This is a genomic window from Agromyces sp. NPDC127015 (genome assembly GCF_042725165.1).
Lineage (GTDB): Bacteria > Actinomycetota > Actinomycetes > Actinomycetales > Microbacteriaceae > Agromyces > Agromyces chromiiresistens.
In genome coordinates, this window is record NZ_JBHXDI010000001.1 from 409865 (window position 1) to 427742 (window position 17878).

The following is a 17878-nucleotide window of genomic DNA, read 5'->3' on the forward strand; positions in this document are numbered from 1 at the left end:
CCAGTGGAACGGGCCCTCGTTCGTCACGCTCGCCGAGCCGCCTGACGCGTGTGCGCCGCCCGCACGAGTTCGCTGTACAACGTCGAGGCCGTCGATCCCGATGCCTCGATCGCGAGTGGAACGAGGGAGGTCTCGGTCAGCCCCGGAAGCACGTTCGCCTCGAGGAACCAGGGTGTGCCCGCGGCATCCACGATGAAGTCGACGCGCGAGAGGTCGCGGAGTCCGAGGGTCGAGTGTGCGGTGATCGCGGCCGCCGTCGCGTTCGCGAGTGCGTCGTCGCCGAGTCGCGACGGTGCGTAGAACGTGGTCTCCCCCGCGTTGTACCGCGCGTCGAATCCGTACACCCCGGCCGTCGGTTCGATCTCGACCGCGGGCAGCGTCGCCGGCCCGTCGCCGGTGTCGACGACCGTGATCGCGATCTCGGTGCCGACGATGCGGCGCTCGACGACGGCGATGTCGTCGTACGTGAAGGCTTCGACCATCGCGCGAGCGAGCGCGTCGGGGTGGTCGACGATCGAGACGCCCTGCGCCGATCCGCCGGAGCCGGGCTTCACGACCAGGTCGCCGTCGAGCCTTTCGCGCACGACCCGCAGCACGCTCGCCGCACCGAGTTCGCGGAAGGCCTCGTGCGAGAGCACGATCGACTCGGGGACCGCGACGTCGGCGCCCGCGACCAGTGAGCTCGCGACCGGCTTCGACCAGGCGCGCCGGGCGGCTGCACCGGTCGAGCCCACGGTCGCGAGGTCGAGCGCGGCGAGCAGGTCGAGCAGCGAGCCGTCCTCTCCGCTCGATCCATGCAGCGCGGGGAATACGACATCGGGACGCTCGGCCGCGAGGTACGGCAGGAGCCCGGCATCGGGATCGCGCAGGACCACGCGGTGCCCGGCCGCCGTGAGCGCATCGGCGACGCGTCGCCCGGAACGAAGTGAGACGTCGCGCTCATGCGAGATGCCGCCGGCGAGGACGACGACGAGAAGACCAGCAGATTCGCTCATGATCAGGGGTTTCTCCAGTGCTCGAATCGACGTGACGGTTTGGTTCGCGGGCTACTTGAGGTCGGATGGGGGCGCCTGTTCGACGCCTGGGGTCAGCGGCAGCTGCAGCGTGCCCGTTCCAGCGAAGGTGTCGAGCAGGTCGAGTTCGCCGTTGACGACCGTCGCGAGGCGGCGGACGCCGAGGCGGATGGCCTCGGGCGTCGGGTAGCAGAACGACAGGCGCATGGCGTGACGACCGCGGCCGTCGGCGAAGAATGCCGTTCCGGGCGTATACGCGACGAGTTCCTTGACCGCGCGCGGCAGCATCTGCTTCGAGTCGAGGACATCGGGCATCGTGACCCACACGTAGAACCCGCCGTTCGGGTTCGTCCACGACAACTGCGGCAGGTACTCCCCCAGCGCCTCGATCATCGCGTCCTTGCGTTCGCGGTACACGCCGCGGAAGGTGTCGATCTGGCCCCGCCAGTCGGCGGTGGCGAGGTACTCCGAGACGACGAGCTGGCTGAACGACGACGGTGACAGCACGGCCGACTCGGCCGCGAGGATGAGCTTCTCGCGGATCGCGTGCGGCGCGAGTGCCCAGCCGACACGGAACCCGGGCGCGAGCGTCTTCGAGAACGAACCCAGGTAGATGACCCCCTCGGGGTCGAGCGAACGGAGCGCGTTCGGTGCCGGCTCGTCGAAGTGCAGCAGCCCGTAGGGGTTGTCCTCGAGCACCAGGATCTCGTTCGCCCGGCAGATCTCGAGGATCTCGGGCCGGCGCTCGGCCGACAGCGTCACCCCGGCCGGGTTGTGGAAGTTCGGGATCGTGTACAGGAACTTGATGCGCCGACCCTGCCCGCGCAGGTGCGCGATGGTCTGGCGCAGCGCCTCGGGGATGAGCCCGTTCTCGTCCATCGCGACGTGCACCACCGACGCCTGGTAGGAGCGGAACACCCCCATCGCGCCGACGTACGACGGCGCCTCGGCGAGCACGACGTCGCCAGGATCGAGGAACAGCTTCGCGACGAAGTCGAGCGCCTGCTGGGACCCGGTCGACGTCACGACGTTGTCGACCGTGCCGTCGATGCCCTCGATCGCCATCACCTCGAGGATCTGCTCGCGGAGCACCGGGACGCCCGCTCCCCCGCCGTACTGGAGGGCGACGGGGCCCTGCTCGCGCATGACCTTGTCCATCGACGACGTGATCAGGTCCTGCGGCAGCGCCGAGACGAACGGCATGCCGCCGGCGAGCGAGACGACCTCGGGGCGCGAGGCGACGGCGAAGAGGGCCCGGACTTCTGAGGCGGCGAACCCGGCGGCTCTCTCGGCGTAATTCGCGTACCAGGGGTCGAGATTGTTGCCGGTCCGCTGGGGGACGCCGTCAGAGGTCACTGCGCTATCCGTTCTGCTCAGGAGTTCCATGCTAGTTGCCGGAGAACCGGCGGATCGACGGGTTACGGGAGCCCGTGTCCGAGCGCGGTGCACGCGGCACGAGGCATCCCGCTACGACGAAGGACCCGCCCGGCTGGTGCCGGACGGGTCCTTCGTACGATGCGACCGCCGACTACGAGATGTAGGCGGCGAGGTCGGCCTCGAGGGCCGGCTTGGGCTTGGCGCCGACGAAGCTCTTGACGACCTCGCCGCCCTGGAACACCTTGAACGCGGGGATCGCGGTGATCTGGTACTTCATGGCGAGGCTCGGGTGCTCGTCGACGTTGAGCTTGACGATGTCGATCTTGTCGGCGTGCTCGGTCGCGATCTGGTCGAGGATCGGGCTGACCGCGCGGCACGGGCCGCACCACTCGGCCCAGAAGTCGACGATCACGGGCTTGTCGTTCTTGAGCACCTCCTGCTCGAAGGTGGCCTCGGTCACAGCGCGTGCGCTCATTGCGTTCTCCTTGGTTGAAACGTCGTGATACCGGCTGATCCGGTGTCGATGGGATGCCGAGTGTCAGTCGACGACGGCGAACTCGCTCTCGAGCACGGCCTCGGCCGCGTTCTCGTTGCCGATCGAGGCGAGGTAGTGCTCGGCGTCGAGCGCGGCGGCCGCGCCCGAACCGGCGGCGGTGATCGCCTGGCGGTAGTGCGGGTCGATGACGTCGCCGGCGGCGAACACGCCCTCGATGCTCGTCTTGGAGCTGCGGCCGGCGACCGCGACCGTGCCTTCGGGCGTCAGGTCGAGCTTGCCGTGCACGAGGTGCGTGCGGGGGTCGTTGCCGATCGCGACGAACAGGCCGTCGAGCGGCAGGTCGCGCTCCGCGCCGGTCTCGGTGTCGCGCAGCGTGACACCGGTCACGGCGGTTTCACCGAGCAGGCGGGCGACCTCGGCATTCCAGATGAACTCGATCTTCTCGTTGTCGAAGGCCCGCTGCTGCATGATCTTCGACGCCTTGAGCGAGTCGCGGCGGTGGATCACGTAGACCTTGTCGGCGAAGCGGGTGAGGAACGTCGCCTCCTCCATCGCCGAGTCGCCGCCGCCGACGACCGCGATCGTCTTCTGGCGGAAGAAGAAGCCGTCGCAGGTCGCGCACCACGACAGGCCGTGGCCGGAGAGCACGTCTTCCTCGGGCAGGCCGAGCTTGCGATAGGCCGAGCCCGTGGCGTAGATGATCGTGCGCGCCTCTTCGACGCCGCCGTTGCCGAGCTTGACGCGCTTGACGGGACCCTCGAGCTCGAGCTCGACCACGTCGTCGTACACGACCTCGGTGCCGAAGCGCTCGGCCTGCTGCTGGAACGCCGTCATGAGGTCGGGGCCCATGATGCCCTCGGGGAAGCCGGGGTAGTTCTCGACCTCGGTGGTGTTCATGAGCTCACCGCCGATCTCGACGGAACTCGCGATGAGCAGGGGTTTCAGCTGCGCGCGGGCCGCATAGATCGCGGCGGTGAACCCGGCCGGGCCCGAACCGATGATGATGATGTCGCGCAACGGGTGCTCCCTCTCGTGCAAGTGGCATCCGAGGCATCCGGATGTCACGCCATGGTCAACACAGTCTAGGCGTCGCGTATTCCGGCGGCCCGAACGCGACGCCCGTGTGACGGATGCCGCGGCCGACGCGCGATCCCGGACGTCAGCGTCGACGGAGTCGGGCGAGTGCCGGTTCGGCGAAGCCGCGGAACTCGGGCGAGCGCAGCAGCCAGAGGCCGCCGAAGTACAGCGCCGACATCACGGCACCGATGACGACCATCGAGACGATGGCGCCGAACCTGCCGGACACGGCGAAACCGCCTTGGCTGGTTCCGCCGAGCACGACGAGCAGCACGAGGCCCGCGGCGACCGGGAGGACGAGCGCGATGAGCGAGCGGACGATCGCCACCCCGATCCGTCGACCGTCGAGGGTGGTCAGCCGACGACGCAGCAGCAGTGTCGCGAGGATGAACTGCGCGATGACGGCGACGGTGGTCGCGAGCGCGACGCCGACGCCGATCCAGGGGAGCGGCAGGATGAGGCAGGTGAACGCGGCGATCGTGAACACGACCACTTGGAAGAGCGTGAAGAAGAAGGGCGTGCGGGTGTCGTTGAGCGCGTAGAACGTGCGCTGCACGACGAACAGGAGGCTGAACGGCACGAGTCCGAGGGCGAAGGCGATGAGGATGTTGCCGATCGCGGATGCCGCGGCCAGTCCGGTCTGGAACACCGCGCCGAACGGGTACGCGACGACCATGAGTCCTGCTGCCGCGAGCATGAGGATGACGAGGACGCCGCGAATCGCACTGGAGAGATCGGAGCGGACCTCACCGAGATCGTCGCGGGCGGCGTGCTCGCTCATGCGCGTGAAGTAGGCGGTCGCGATCGAGACCGTGATGACCGAGTGCGGCAGCATGAAGACGAGCCAGGCGGTGTCGACTGCTGCGACCGATGCGCCGTAGCCGGACGCGATGGACAGCACGCGCGACTGCACGATGCCGGCGAAGGTCGTGAGCAGCAGCATGCCGAAGGTCCAGCCGGCGAGCTTGCCGGCCGCGCGCAGGCCAGCGCCCCGCCAGGCGAAGTCGGGCCGGAAGCGGAGGCCCACGCGACGCCAGAACCAGAACAGCACGAGCGCCTGCACGGCGATGCCGAGCGTCGCAGAGCCGGCGAGCAGCGCGACCATGCCGCTCGTCCAGTCCGCGACCTCGCGCTGGCCATCGGGGTCGAAGCCGTAGATCAGGCCGAAGACGAGGAGGCCGGCGATGGCCACGACGTTGTTGAGCACCGGTACCCAGGTGAACGGGCCGAAGCTGCGGCGGGCGTTGAGCACCTCGCCGAGCAGCGTGTAGAGGCCGTAGAAGAAGATCTGCGGCATGCACCACCACGCGAAGGCGATGGCAAGCGGCAGCATCGTCTTGTTCGTGCCGGCGTAGAGCGTGGTGAGCAGCGGGGCCAGTGCCGTGGCGACGACCGTCGCACCGAGCAGGATCACCATCGCGAGGGTCAGCAGCTTGTTGATGTAGCCGCTTCCGCCGTCGGCGTGAGCCGAAGCACGGACGATCTGCGGAACGAGCACGGCGCTCAGGACGCCGCCCGCGACGATGACATAGACGGTGTTCGGCAGCCCGTTCGCCACGGCGAACGCGTCACCGCTGACCGAGCTGACGACACCGATGGTGCCCGCGAGCACGATCGCCTTGACGAACCCGAGGATGCGGGAGACGAGCGTTCCCGAGGCCAGGAACAGGCTCGCCTTGCCGATATGGTCGTCAGTCACGCTTCGGGTCCTCGTCGTCCTGGGTCTCGTCGGCGCGCTCTGCGGTGTCGACACCGGCTCGGGCGGTTTCGCGTTCTCCGGCATCGTCGCCGGCTTCGACCGCAGCCGCGGCATCCGCGATCTCCGCCGCGTCGGCGGCACCGCCGGCCTCCGCAGACTTCGCTACCCCGCTCTCCGCAATCGCACTGCTCGCCTCGGCCGCGCGCTGCTTGCGCCGGCGGCGGATGTTGCGCCAGATGCCGAACCCGAAGAAGAGCACGACGGCGGTGGCCAGGATGACGGCGCCGAGGCCCTCCCAGTCGGCCTGGACGTTGCCGCTGATGTAGACGGTACGGCCGATGGCGACCCCGGTCGGGGAGGCCAGCGAGATCGCGATGGTGACCTCGCCGCGGCCGACGCCGGCGGCGATCGGGACCTGCACCGTGCTGCGCGACTCGGCGGGGATCGTCTCGGTGACGCTCTCCTCGACCACCAGGCGACCGTTCGACGGGTCGGCCGACACGACGACCGTCACCGGGTACGGCAGCGCGTTGAGCACGGTGATCGGCAACGGCGACTCACGGGCGAAGATGTTGACGCTCGACGACGGCACGACCGAGACGCCCGCGAGCGTCGCTCGGCGGTCGGCCAGCCACTGGGCGGCCGCCGCGTCCCAGGCAGCGGGGTCGGCGAGCCAGGCGACGTCGAACAGCGCGAGCAGGTCGCGGCGCACCGGGCCGGTGAGGAGGCGCGGATCGTCGAGCACGGTCGAGAACTGGCCCACCTCGGCCTCGAGGTCGAGCATGCGCTGAGCGGTCGTCGTGCGCTGCGGGTCCTCCGGTTCGTCGACCAGCGTGCGCGCCACCGGCGGAGCCCCGATCGCTCCGGCGAGGCCGGTCGGCTGCACTGACGCGTCGTTCGTCAGCTGCCCGAGCGTCGCGGCCACCCGCACGGAGTGCTCGCCCGCATCGCGGTCGAAGGTCGCGAGCAGGGCCGGCCCGCCCGCGGCCGGCGCGACGGCGAACTCGGCGAGCAGCTGCCCCGTCGCCGAGCGCCACGCCGTGTCACTTCCGGCAGCGGATGCCTCGCGCAACGGCGCGGTGATCCTCGCGTCGGCGACGAGTGCCGTCGAGCCGTCGATCGAGGCCGTCGCGGAGACGGCCGAGTCGGTGGGCGCGACGTTGCCGGGAGCGAGGATCGTCGTCGTCAGGCCGGCGGCGTCGAGTCGGCCGAGGTCGCCGGTGGCGACGGTGTCGTCGGCCGGCCAGGCGAGATCGGTGCGGGTGTACGGCCACTCGAGCAGCGCCTCGGTCGATGGCACCTCGCCGGGCACCGGCGGCGTCTCGGTCGGCGTCGGCGAGGGGGTGTCGGCCGGGCCGTCGGTGGGTGTCGTCGTCGGCGGGAGCGTGGCCGGCACGGTCGCGTCGGCCGTGGGCGTCGGTTCGTCGATCGGCGCCTGTTCGCCTTCATCCGTGCCGGGCTCGGGTTCGATCGGCGTCGTGAACGCCGACGGGTCGAGCACGTCGCTGAAACTCGTGGGCGCGAGCATCGTGGTCAGTCCGAGCTGCGCCTGCAGCGCGACATCCGCGTCGGCGTAGGCCAGGGGGAAGATCTCGTTCGTGACCGTGCCCAGCCGTGCGAGCCACGCGGTCGCCGACTCGGGAGCGGCGCTGCCGAGCGCACGGATCGACGCGATGATGCGCGGGTCGACGCCGATGGCGACGGGCCGGTCGGCGACGGCGTCGAGCTGCCGGCTGAGGAGGCCGAGCGGCGCCGTCCACTCCTCGAGGGTCGCGGCGTCGATCATGCCCGTCGTCTGCTCGGGGATGGTGAGCGGATACGCGAACGCGACCGTGGTCTTCGCGCCGGCGGTGCCCGTGGGCGTCGCGAACGCGTCGGCGCCGGTCGCGACGACCGTGCCGTCGACGACGAGCTCCGCGCCGAGCCCGATGACGGGCGCTGTGGGGTCACCGAGCGCGCTCGACGGGACCGTGAACGTGACCGTGGTCGATCCGCCGGCACTCGTCGCGCGGGACTCGGCCGTGCCGAGCTCGACGGCGGACGGCGGCGTGCCGTCGCCGACCCCGAACCAGGCGTCGAGTTCGTCGGCGTCGTCGATCGGCTCCTCGGCCCGGGTCAGCCGCAGCGTGCCGGCGGCGAGCTGCTCGGCCGTGGCGTTGTCGAGCTCGACCTGCACGGTGAGCGGACTGCGGGGGTCGATCGTTGTCGACGTCGCGGGCGCGAGGTGCAGCCTGACGCCCTCCGCCTCGGCGGACGCAACGGCTTCGGCCTGCGCACGTGCCTGCGCTGAGGCGGCGTCGCCGACCCCGGCCGACGAGGCTCCGCCGGAGAGGGCGAGCGCGCCGAGGGGGGCGGCGATCACCGCGATCACCGAGGCGGCGGCGACGCCGAGCACGACGCCCCGACGGTGGGTGAGCCGATCGCCGCGCGCGCGCGCAGGGGTCGAGTCGGCTGCCATGCAGGCGATTCTACGGGTCGGGGGCGGGGCATCCGCTCGGAACGGCGGCGCACGACGCCCGCTTAACATAGGGGGCATGCAGAGTGTCGCGACAGCCCTCGACCGTTTGGCCGAGTCGGCGGCCTCGCCGACCGTCGCACCGCTCGCGGCCGCCTTCGAGCGCGCCGGACGGGAACTCGCGCTCGTCGGCGGGCCAGTGCGCGACGCCTTCCTCGGGCGGTCCACGAACGACCTCGACTTCACGACGGATGCGACGCCCGACGAGATCCTCGCGATCGTCAAGCCGATCGCCGAGGCGCACTGGGACATCGGCCGCCAGTTCGGCACGATCGGCGCGAAGATCGCCGGCGAGACCGTCGAGATCACGACGTACCGGGCCGACTCGTACGACGGCGAGTCGCGCAAGCCCGAGGTCGTCTTCGGCGACTCGCTCGAGGGCGACCTCACCCGCCGCGACTTCACCGTCAACTCGCTCGCGCTGCGCCTGCCCCGGCTCGAGCTCGTCGACCCGTCGGGCGGCATCGAAGACCTCCTCGCCGGGGTGCTGCGCACGCCCTCCGCGCCCGAGCAGTCGTTCGGCGACGACCCGCTCCGCATGATGCGCGCCGCGCGGTTCGCCGCCCAGCTCGGCTTCGACGTCGAAGAGGGCACGCTCGCGGCGATGTCGGCGCTCGCACCCGAGATCGACCGCATCTCGGCCGAGCGCGTTCGCGACGAGCTGTCGAAACTGCTGTCGACGAGGTCGCCGGCCCGAGGCATCCGCCTGCTCGTCGACACCGGGCTCGCCGATCGCGTGCTGCCAGAGGTGCCGGCGCTGCGCCTCGAACGCGACGAGCACCACCGCCACAAGGACGTCTACGAGCACAGCCTCACCGTGCTCGAGCAGGCCATCGACTACGAGATCTCGCGCGGCGTGCTCGAATCGCCCGACCTCGTCGTCCGCCTCGCCGCGCTGCTGCACGACATCGGCAAGCCCGCCACCCGCCGGTACGAGTCGGGCGGGGCGGTGAGCTTCCACCACCACGACGTCGTCGGCTCGAAGCTCGCGAAGAAGCGCCTGCGGGCGCTGCGGTTCGACAACGACACCGTTGCGGCGGTCGGGCGGCTCGTCGAGCTGCACCTGCGATTCTTCGGCTACGCGGATGCCTCGTGGTCGGACTCGGCCGTGCGCCGCTACGTGCGCGACGCGGGGTCGGACGAGCAGCTCGAGCGCCTGCACATCCTGTCGCGGGCCGATGTGACGACCCGCAATCGCCGCAAGGCCGACCAGCTCGCATTCGCGTACGACGACCTCGAGGAGCGCATCGCCCGGCTCGCCGAGGAGGAGGAGCTCGCCTCGGTACGGCCCGAACTCGACGGCCAGCAGATCATGGCCGCGCTCGGCATCCGGCCGGGCCCGGTGGTCGGCGAGGCGTACAAGTACCTGCTCGACGTGCGGCTCGACGAGGGTCCGATCGGCGAGGAGGCCGCGCGCGAACGCCTGCTCGCCTGGTGGGCCGCGCGCGAGCAGTAGCGCGCGCCGGGCGCGCAGCGCGCGCCGCGCGGCGGCCACGCGAGTGTGACCGTTTCGACCGAGCGTGGCGGCGAGACCGGCAACCTTCGGCGGGCCCGGCAACGCTCGCCGCGCACGCGTCGTCGTCACTGGTCCTCCACACCGGATGCTTCGGCCAGACGGTGCACGGAGCGGGTTCAGTCGCGGGCGGAGGTGGCGATTCGTGCCAGCGTTGCGGCGTGGATTCAACGGACCGGCGCCGGGCAGAGCTCGTCACGACGCGGGCGCTCGCGCTCGAAGGACGCGACCCGCGAGCGAGTTCGGGCGAGCTCACGCGCCTGCGCCGCGGTGTCTTCGTGAACTCGGAGACGTGGCGGTCGGCGGGACACGACGAGCGATACCTGATGAGGGTGAGCGCCGTGCTCGAGACGCGGCGAGTCGATGCGGTGCTCTGCAACGTGTCGGCCGGCGTCGTCTGGGGCCTGCCGATCGTCGGCCCGCACCACGGCGCCGTCCATCTCGTCGCACCGGAGCGCTCCGGGGTCCGCAGCAAGAACGGCGTCACGTGGCACCACGAGCCGGTCGCCGACGAGGAGACCGTCGAGCACGACGGGTTCCTCGTGACGAGCTTCCGGCGAACCGTCGTGGACCTCGTACGGGCGCTCCCGTTCGCCGCGGCGGTCGCGGTCGTCGACGTGGCGCTCGGCGCGGCGACGATGCATCCGCATCATCCGGCGCTCGCGGGCGTCTCGCGCGAGCACCTGCTCGAGGCGATCGAGGCGATTCCCGGGCGGCGCGGGGTGCGCTCGGCGCGCATCGCCGTGGCGTTCGGCGACCCCAGGTCGGGCTCGCCCGGTGAATCGGTCAGTCGCGCGAACATGCATCTGCTCGGCTACCCGGCACCCGAGCTGCAGGTCGCATTCCCACGACCGGGAGGCGGTCGCGACATCGTCGACTTCGACTGGCCGGAGTTCGGGGTGTTCGGCGAATTCGACGGACGCGGCAAGTACGTTCGGCCCGAGTACCTGAAGGGGCGCACGACGGCCGAGGCGGTGCTGCTCGAGAAGGAGCGTGAGAACCGCGTGCGTCATCATCGCCCGTTCGGAGCCCGTTGGGACTGGACAGCGGCCGTACGGCCCCCACTGCTCGACGCCGAACTCCGCCGTGCCGGGCTGCGCCCGCTCCGCGAGCGGCGGTGACGGTGTTGCTCTTCCGCTCGCACCGCACGAGTGTGGCCGCTCCAGCCGAGAAGTACCCCCCTCGCGGCGACGCTCGGTCGAAACGGGAACATTCGCGGGTGCGGGTGCGGGTGCGGGTGCGGGCTCGAATGGCGCGAGCGCGAGGCATCCGTTACCATTGACAGGTTGCCCGTGTGCCGCATTGCGCGGCCTCCACGACGCGACGTATGCACAACCCTCCTGCTGCAGAGATCCTGTAGCCGCTGAGTCCGAAGGAGGTGGGTTAGTCATGCACCAGTACGAGCTGATGGTCATCCTCGATCCCGAGATCGACGAGCGCACCGTTGCTCCCAGCCTTGACAAGTTCCTCAACGTCATCCGTAACGATGGCGGCACCGTCGACAAGGTCGACATCTGGGGACGTCGTCGCCTGGCCTACGAGATCAACAAGAAGTCCGAGGGCATCTACGCCGTCGTCGACTTCACCGCCGAGTCGGCGACCACCAACGAGCTCGACCGCCAGCTGAACCTCAGCGAGGCCGTCATGCGCACGAAGGTGCTCCGCGCCGAAGAGGCGATCGCCCAGGTCGCCGCGTACGCCAAGGCGCAGGAGGCGAAGGCCGCCAAGAAGGCCGCCGCCGCTGCGAAGAAGGACGCCTAGTCCCCATGGCCGGCGAGACCATCATCACCGTGGTGGGCAACCTCACTGCAGATCCCGAGCTGCGCTACACGCAGAACGGTCTGGCGGTTGCCAACTTCACCATCGCCTCCACTCCTCGTACGTTCGACCGTCAGGCGAACGAGTGGAAGGACGGTGAAGCGCTGTTCCTGCGCGCGAGCTGCTGGCGTGAATTCGCCGAGCACGTCGCCGGATCGCTCACCAAGGGTTCTCGGGTCATCGCTTCCGGGCGTCTCAAGCAGCGTTCCTACGAGACGAAGGAAGGCGAGAAGCGCACCACCATCGAGCTGGAGGTCGACGAGATCGGCCCCTCGCTCCGGTACGCGACCGCCCAGGTCACTCGAGCGCAGTCGAACCGCGGTGCGGTCGGCGGCGGCGGCTCCTTCGGGGGCGGCCAGTCCGACGACGCGTGGGCTCCCAGCGCGCCCGCTTCCGCCCCTCAGGGCGGCAGCGGCGACGTGTGGAACACCCCCGGCACCAACTACGGCGACGAGACGCCCTTCTAACACTCACGCGGGTGAGTGAGGCGGCCGGGCCGCCCACCGACACCCGCAACATCTAGACAGGATCAGAAATGGCTGGAAAGAGCAGCGGCGACCGCCGCAAGCCTCGCGGCGGCAAGGGCGCGAAGAACGCCGCCCCCGCGAAGTCCATCAAGGTCGGCGTCATCGACTACAAGGATGTCGCCACCCTTCGCAAGTTCATCTCGGAGCGCGGCAAGATCCGTGCCCGTCGCATCACCGGCGTCTCCGTGCAGGAACAGCGCCTCATCGCCCGCGCCGTGAAGAACGCGCGCGAGATGGCCCTCCTGCCCTACTCGGGCTCCGGCCGCTAAGGAGCACGACAATGGCAAAGGTTATTCTCACGCACGAGGTCACCGGCCTCGGCACGGCCGGCGACGTCGTCGAGGTCAAGAACGGCTACGCGCGCAACTACCTGGTTCCCCAGGGCTTCGCCACGCCGTGGACCCGCGGTGGCGAGAAGCAGGTCGAGCAGATCAAGGCGGCGCGTGCCGCTCGCGAGCTGCACTCGCTCGAAGACGCTCAGGCCCTCAAGGCCAAGCTCGAAGAGGGCAAGGTCCGGCTGGCCGTCAAGGCCGGCCTCGGCGGCCGTCTCTTCGGCTCGGTCAAGACGTCGGACGTCGCGGCTGCGGTCGAGGCCGCCGGCCTCGGCACGGTCGACAAGCGCAAGATCCAGATCCCGTCGCCGATCAAGTCGGTCGGCGACCACGAGGCGACGGTTCGTCTGCACGACGAGCTCACCGCGACGATCACCCTCCAGGTGGTCGCCGCGAAGTAGCCTTCGCAACGATCGCGAGCGGCGGTCGGGAGCTTCGGCTCCCGGCCGCCGCTTCGTCGTTTTCGGGGATGCCTCGGGCGGGCGCGGCACGGCGTCGGCGTCCCCCGTGGCGGGGCGCTCGGAGACCGTCGGAAGGGTCGCGTTTTCTACACCCGTTCGATGGTCGGCCGCAACCCCGCATGCGGGTTTCCTGAGATGGTTGTACACAGGTGGAGAACCGTGTGTGAAGAACTCGAAAAGAAGTTCTCCCCCACAGGTGTGGAATTCTTGAATCCCTGATCAAGTCAGAATTCAACCCGTGTAATTCACAAGAATTCCACAGTTGTCCACAGGCTGAGTGCACATGTTGGTCGGCGTTTCGCCCAGATTCTCCCCAGAGTTATCCACAGGCTGGCTTGTGCTGTGGACGAGCCTTCCATATCGTGAAGCAGCGTCCCTCGATCAGATGGTTCTCTCGCGGTCGCCGAGTCCATGTCAGTGGTCACGGCGAGGCTGAAGAGCGGGCGCGGGTCGCTCGCCCGCCCGAGCCGAATCGGAGGTCACCAAGTTGTCGATCGCGCACATCGGGCTCGCCGAACCGGTCGACGACGAGGGAGCCCGACGGGGCGAACGCGTTCCGCCGCATGACCTGCTCGCCGAACAGAGCGCGCTCGGCGGCATGATGCTCTCGAAAGACGCGGTCGCCGACGTCATCGAGACGATCCGCGGCGTCGACTTCTACGTGCCCAAGCACGAGGTCATCTTCAACGCCCTGCTGACGCTCTATTCGCACGGCGAGCCGACCGACGTCATCGCCGTGACCGACGAGCTCACGAAGACGGGCGACCTGCAGCGCGCCGGCGGCGTCGAGTACCTGCACACGCTCACGAGCCTCGTGCCGACCGCGGCGAACGCCGGCTTCTACGCCTCGATCGTCGCCGAACGCGCGCTGCTGCGCCGCCTCGTCGAGGCGGGCACGCGCATCGTGCAGATGGGCTACCAGGGCGAGGGCGAGGTCGTCGACCTCGTCAACAACGCGCAGGCCGAGATCTACTCGGTCACCGGTTCGGTCGAGACCGAAGACTACGTGCCCCTCTCCGACGCGATCGGCGTCGCGATCGACGAGATCGAGGCCGCGAAGCACACCGACGGCAAGATGGTCGGCGTGCCGACCGGCTTCGCCGATCTCGACGACCTGACCAACGGCTTCCACCCCGGGCAGATGATCATCGTCGCCGCCCGACCCGCGATGGGAAAGTCGACGCTCGCGCTCGACTTCGCTCGGGCTGCGGCGATCACGAACGACCTGCCTGCCGTGTTCTTCTCCCTCGAGATGGGCAAGAGCGAGATCGCGATGCGCCTGCTGTCGGCCGAGGCATCCGTGCCGCTGCAGAACATGCGCAAGGGCACCGTCGACTCGCGCGACTGGACCACCATCGCCTCGACCCGCGGTCGCATCAACGATGCCCCGCTCTACATCGACGACTCGCCGAACATGACGCTCGTCGAGATCCGCGCGAAGTGCCGCAGGCTCAAGCAGCGCGTCGGACTCAAGATGGTGGTCATCGACTACCTGCAGCTCATGACGAGCGGCAAGCGCGTCGAGAGCCGCCAGCAAGAGGTGTCGGAGTTCTCGCGTGCGCTGAAGCTGCTCGCGAAGGAGCTGCAGGTGCCGGTCATCGCGCTGTCGCAGCTGAACCGTGGCCCCGAGCAGCGCGCCGACAAGATGCCCGCGATCAGCGACCTGCGCGAGTCGGGTTCGATCGAGCAGGACGCCGACATGGTCATCCTGCTGCACCGCGAGGCCGCCTACGAGCGAGACAGCCCCCGTGCCGGCGAGGCCGACCTGATCGTGGCGAAGCACCGAAACGGTCCGACGCGTACGATCACGGTCGCCTTCCACGGGCACTTCTCGCGGTTCGCCGACATGGTGCAGGTGTAGCCGGGCCGTTTCGCTGGTGTAGGTTCCGCAGGAAGATGTCATTTTCCGCGAGTACTTGTCACCTACCTGTCATTAGTGACAACTACCGCGGATTCCGGCCCGTCCTAGGGTTCCACACGAAGATGGCATTTCTGCCACCTTCCGTGGGTCCCATAGATGAGTCGACCGTGCCTTTGCAGTAGACGCATCTGTGCGGGCGTTTTTCACCAGTCAGGGTGAACGGGCCCTCATTCTCCAGGGGCTTGAACGGCGGTGTGGCGGGCTGGCTGCGGGGTGATCGCGTTGAGTGTGCCCGAGCGCACCCTCGCCGGCGCGTGGCGCGTGCCCCTGCCTATCACGCGATCCTGTCCTCGGCGGCTACTCCTGTATGGCTGCGGGCGCGGCTCGTTTGCGAGCTGAGGTGGCGAGGATCCAGCCGAGGAGGGCGCCGACGATGGCGTTGACGATGGTCCACATGATGGTGTCGGCGATCGCGGAGACAAGGTCCATGGTTTTGAAGATCGCGTACTGGGTGAACAGGAAGTACACCTCAGTGAGGAATGCGACGACGGCGGCTGCGGTCGCACCGCGTAGCGGTGTGTAGAACTTGCCCCAGGTGATGACGGTCGCCAGCAATACGCCGTGAGCGAGGTTGGCGATGATGATCGCGACGATGTTGATGCTGTCTCTGGAGATCAGCTCCGTGGTTTCGGGGGATAGCTCGCTGAAACCTTCGAGGAAGTCCTGGAAGAAGGTTCCGTAGATGAGCAGGGTAAGCCCGAACACTGCGACTGCGCCGACCACGGATGCGAGGAGGAACGTAGCGGTCTTGTGTTTCATGTTTCCAGTCCGATCTGTTCGATGTGGGTGAGGGCGGTCTGCGGTGTCGAGGGAAATCGGAGTCAGATCTGTTGCTGCGGGTGCGGATCGCTCGGGTTTCGGGTGGTGTCATGGAGGAGCTGGACTGCAACGAAAAGTCGTGATTATCCTTCGATTCTCAGACCGACGCCGCGTGCTCTTCTAGTGAGTTGATGCTGACATCACCTCCTCGGGACGTGATCGATTGCGGAGCTGGTGGGGTGCTCGGGGTTTGCCGAGCACCCCATAGCGGCTATTCGTAGCGAAGTGAGTCGACGGGGTCGGCTTTCGCGGCCCGTGCGGCGGGCAGAGTGCCAGCGAGGAACGCGATCGCCATGACCAGCAGGATGATTCCCACGATCGATGCCGGGTCGAACGCGATCAGCGTGAGCCCTGGCAGGTCGGCGAGTAGTGTCTGCGAGAGTACGGAGCTGAGCCCGGTGCCGGCTGCGATCGCGATGACCGCGCCGATCGCGGAGCCGAGGAAGCCGATGAAGGTAGCTTCGAGGCTGAACAGGCCGAAGACCTTGCCGCTGCCCATGCCCATGGCTTTCATGAGTCCGATCTCCCGGGTCCGTTCCTGAACGGACATGTAGAGGGTGTTCACGATCCCGAACGCCGCGGCTAGCAGTGCGATGATCGCGAACGCGTTGAGGACGAGCACGATCCCGTCGATGACGGTGGTGATTGTGCCGAGCTGGTCATCGATGGTCGTGCCGGTGAAGCCGGCGTCGGCGAGTCGCTCCTTGAGCGCTTCGATGTCGTCCGCGCTTGCGTCTGGGTCGAACCAGACGGTCGCGGATGAGTACCGGTCCGCTTCGTCTGCGGGGATGCCGGTGGACTGTGCGTCGAACAGGGTGTCGGTGAGCGCGGTGTTGATGAGGATGCTGGAGCCCGTCGGGGACGCGAGGGCCTCTTCCGTGACACCGACGACGGTCGCGTCGATGGTGTGCTGGGTGCGCACCGCGTCGGTGATCGCGATCGTCACGGTCTGTCCGATCGCGTCAGCGTCACTGTCGAATCCGAGCGGTTCCACGTACGCCTGCGGCAACGCGACTTCGTACTCCGTCGCGTCGTCATCGGGTGCGGAGCCATCCGCGAGGACGGTGGTCTGCCCGGCAACGAGGGCGCCGACGCTCGCGACGTACTGAGTGCCGTCATCGAATTGGATGAAGTCAGGGTTGATGTTCCGCTGCGCGTCGACGGAAAGGACCCCGTCGATGCCCTCGATGGTTTCGATGTCGTCGGGGGTGAGGGCGGTGACGGTCATCCCAGGGATGCCGGCGGAGACGGCGTCGGGGTCGTATTCGGCCGGTTCGCCGCCTCCGGCGAGGGGGTCGCCAGCGTTTTCGGTGGTCTTCGTGACAGTCATCGCGTCGGAGGCTCCGACTCCGGAGACGGTGTCGTCGATGTAGTTGTTGATACCTGTGCCAAGGCCGCTGGTGATAGCCAGGGTGAATGCGCCGATGAAGATCGACAAAATCGTCAGGATGGTGCGGGTCTTGGATCGGAACGTGTTGGAGACCGCGGAGCCGATCAGGTCGAGGGCCTTCATGCCGCTACCTCCGTAGTGTCGTCGATGAGGAGGCCGTCGCGGATGCGCAGCTGCCGGTCGCAGCGGGCGGCGAGGTCTTCGTCGTGGGTGACGACGATGAGGGTGATGCCGTGTTCCCGGTTCAGCTCGAAGAGGATGTCTTCGACGACGGCTCCGGTCTTGGAGTCGAGGTTGCCGGTGGGTTCGTCGGCGAAGATGATCCGGGGGTTGTTCACCAGGGCGCGGGCGATCACGACGCGTTGCTTCTGCCCGCCCGATAGGTTGATGGCCTTGTTCTTGGCCTTGTCGGCGAGTTCCAATTGCTCGAGCGCTGCCATGCCGCGGCGCTTGCGTTCTGCCGCACCGACGCCGGCGATCTTCAGCGGCAGTGTGACGTTGTCGAGCACTGATGCGTTGGGGATGAGGAAGAACTGCTGGAACACGAACCCGAAGGTCTTGTTGCGGGTGCGGTTGAGCCGGCGGCCCTTCAAAGTACGGGTGTCGACGTTCTCGAGCTTGATGCGACCGCTGGACGGGGCGTCGAGGAGGGCCATGATGTGCATCAAGGTGGATTTCCCGGAGCCGGATTTGCCGAGGATCGCGATGGATTCACCTTCGGAGATGGCGAAGCTCACCCCCTTGAGGGCGTCGAAACGGGTTTGGCCGCGCCCGTACGACTTGTGCACGTCGTCGGCGAGGATGATCGGGATACTCATGAATCGCTCCTGTGATGCCCCGCGGGGCCGTCGGATGGTCTGGGTATCTCCAGCCTTCCGGGCACACCCGATACGCGCGTCACTCTGACGCGGACACTCTCA

16 protein-coding genes are annotated in these 17878 nt (G+C 68.5%); 7 read left to right on the forward strand and 9 right to left on the reverse strand.

Annotated features, from left to right (window positions below):
* Positions 1 to 23: 23 nt before the first annotated feature.
* The 6 genes from ACFWGP_RS01830 to ACFWGP_RS01855 all read right to left on the reverse strand — a co-directional run bounded on the left by ACFWGP_RS01830 (position 24) and on the right by ACFWGP_RS01855 (position 8120).
* Positions 24 to 995, reverse strand: a complete 972-nt coding sequence (locus ACFWGP_RS01830; RefSeq protein ID WP_231429250.1) for a D-alanine--D-alanine ligase — start codon at positions 993 to 995, stop codon at positions 24 to 26.
* Between the two features lie 51 nt (positions 996 to 1046).
* On the reverse strand, positions 1047 to 2399 hold the full coding sequence (locus ACFWGP_RS01835) for a PLP-dependent aminotransferase family protein (protein WP_376930000.1): 1353 nt from the start codon (positions 2397 to 2399) through the stop codon (positions 1047 to 1049).
* Positions 2400 to 2541: 142 nt separating this feature from the next.
* Positions 2542 to 2865, reverse strand: a complete 324-nt coding sequence (gene trxA / locus ACFWGP_RS01840) for a thioredoxin (protein ID WP_231429252.1) — start codon at positions 2863 to 2865, stop codon at positions 2542 to 2544.
* 63 nt (positions 2866 to 2928) lie between these two features.
* Complete coding sequence (trxB, locus tag ACFWGP_RS01845; RefSeq protein WP_231429253.1) at positions 2929 to 3903, reverse strand: thioredoxin-disulfide reductase; 975 nt, start codon at positions 3901 to 3903, stop codon at positions 2929 to 2931.
* A 142-nt stretch (positions 3904 to 4045) separates the two neighbouring features.
* The gene (gene murJ / locus ACFWGP_RS01850; protein WP_231429254.1) at positions 4046 to 5662 is read right to left on the reverse strand and encodes a murein biosynthesis integral membrane protein MurJ; all 1617 of its coding nucleotides are present in this window, start codon (positions 5660 to 5662) and stop codon (positions 4046 to 4048) included.
* Positions 5655 to 8120: a DUF6049 family protein gene (locus ACFWGP_RS01855; RefSeq protein ID WP_376930001.1), complete on the reverse strand. Its 2466-nt coding sequence runs from the start codon at positions 8118 to 8120 to the stop codon at positions 5655 to 5657. Before ACFWGP_RS01855 ends, murJ begins: the two co-directional genes overlap by 8 nt.
* 76 nt (positions 8121 to 8196) lie before the next feature.
* Between ACFWGP_RS01855 and ACFWGP_RS01860 the strand changes: the two genes are divergently transcribed.
* The 7 genes from ACFWGP_RS01860 to dnaB all read left to right on the forward strand — a co-directional run bounded on the left by ACFWGP_RS01860 (position 8197) and on the right by dnaB (position 14689).
* Positions 8197 to 9633, forward strand: coding sequence for a CCA tRNA nucleotidyltransferase (locus ACFWGP_RS01860; protein WP_231429256.1), 1437 nt, complete (start codon positions 8197 to 8199; stop codon positions 9631 to 9633).
* Between the two features lie 218 nt (positions 9634 to 9851).
* Positions 9852 to 10811 (forward strand): hypothetical protein, encoded by a 960-nt coding sequence (locus ACFWGP_RS01865; RefSeq protein ID WP_376930002.1) that lies wholly within the window; start codon positions 9852 to 9854, stop codon positions 10809 to 10811.
* A 268-nt stretch (positions 10812 to 11079) separates the two neighbouring features.
* Positions 11080 to 11451, forward strand: a complete 372-nt coding sequence (gene rpsF / locus ACFWGP_RS01870) for a 30S ribosomal protein S6 (RefSeq protein WP_275506992.1) — start codon at positions 11080 to 11082, stop codon at positions 11449 to 11451.
* Positions 11452 to 11456: 5 nt separating this feature from the next.
* The gene (locus tag ACFWGP_RS01875) at positions 11457 to 11975 is read left to right on the forward strand and encodes a single-stranded DNA-binding protein (protein ID WP_376930003.1); all 519 of its coding nucleotides are present in this window, start codon (positions 11457 to 11459) and stop codon (positions 11973 to 11975) included.
* Positions 11976 to 12043: 68 nt separating this feature from the next.
* The gene (gene rpsR / locus ACFWGP_RS01880) at positions 12044 to 12304 is read left to right on the forward strand and encodes a 30S ribosomal protein S18 (protein WP_231429260.1); all 261 of its coding nucleotides are present in this window, start codon (positions 12044 to 12046) and stop codon (positions 12302 to 12304) included.
* 11 nt (positions 12305 to 12315) lie between these two features.
* Positions 12316 to 12768, forward strand: coding sequence for a 50S ribosomal protein L9 (rplI, locus tag ACFWGP_RS01885; protein ID WP_231429261.1), 453 nt, complete (start codon positions 12316 to 12318; stop codon positions 12766 to 12768).
* 547 nt (positions 12769 to 13315) lie between these two features.
* Positions 13316 to 14689 (forward strand): replicative DNA helicase, encoded by a 1374-nt coding sequence (gene dnaB, locus ACFWGP_RS01890; RefSeq protein WP_231429262.1) that lies wholly within the window; start codon positions 13316 to 13318, stop codon positions 14687 to 14689.
* 357 nt (positions 14690 to 15046) lie between these two features.
* Here the strand turns inward: dnaB and ACFWGP_RS01895 are convergent, their stop codons facing one another.
* From ACFWGP_RS01895 to ACFWGP_RS01905, 3 genes are all read right to left on the reverse strand, one after another.
* Positions 15047 to 15508 carry a hypothetical protein gene (locus ACFWGP_RS01895; RefSeq protein ID WP_231429263.1) on the reverse strand — a complete coding sequence of 154 codons (462 nt, stop codon included), beginning with the start codon at positions 15506 to 15508 and terminating at the stop codon, positions 15047 to 15049.
* 271 nt (positions 15509 to 15779) lie between these two features.
* Positions 15780 to 17081, reverse strand: coding sequence for an ABC transporter permease (locus ACFWGP_RS01900; RefSeq protein WP_376930004.1), 1302 nt, complete (start codon positions 17079 to 17081; stop codon positions 15780 to 15782).
* On the reverse strand, positions 17078 to 17776 hold the full coding sequence (locus ACFWGP_RS01905; protein WP_231429265.1) for an ABC transporter ATP-binding protein: 699 nt from the start codon (positions 17774 to 17776) through the stop codon (positions 17078 to 17080). The genes ACFWGP_RS01900 and ACFWGP_RS01905 overlap by 4 nt, the downstream gene beginning before the upstream one ends.
* Positions 17777 to 17878 lie beyond the last annotated feature (102 nt).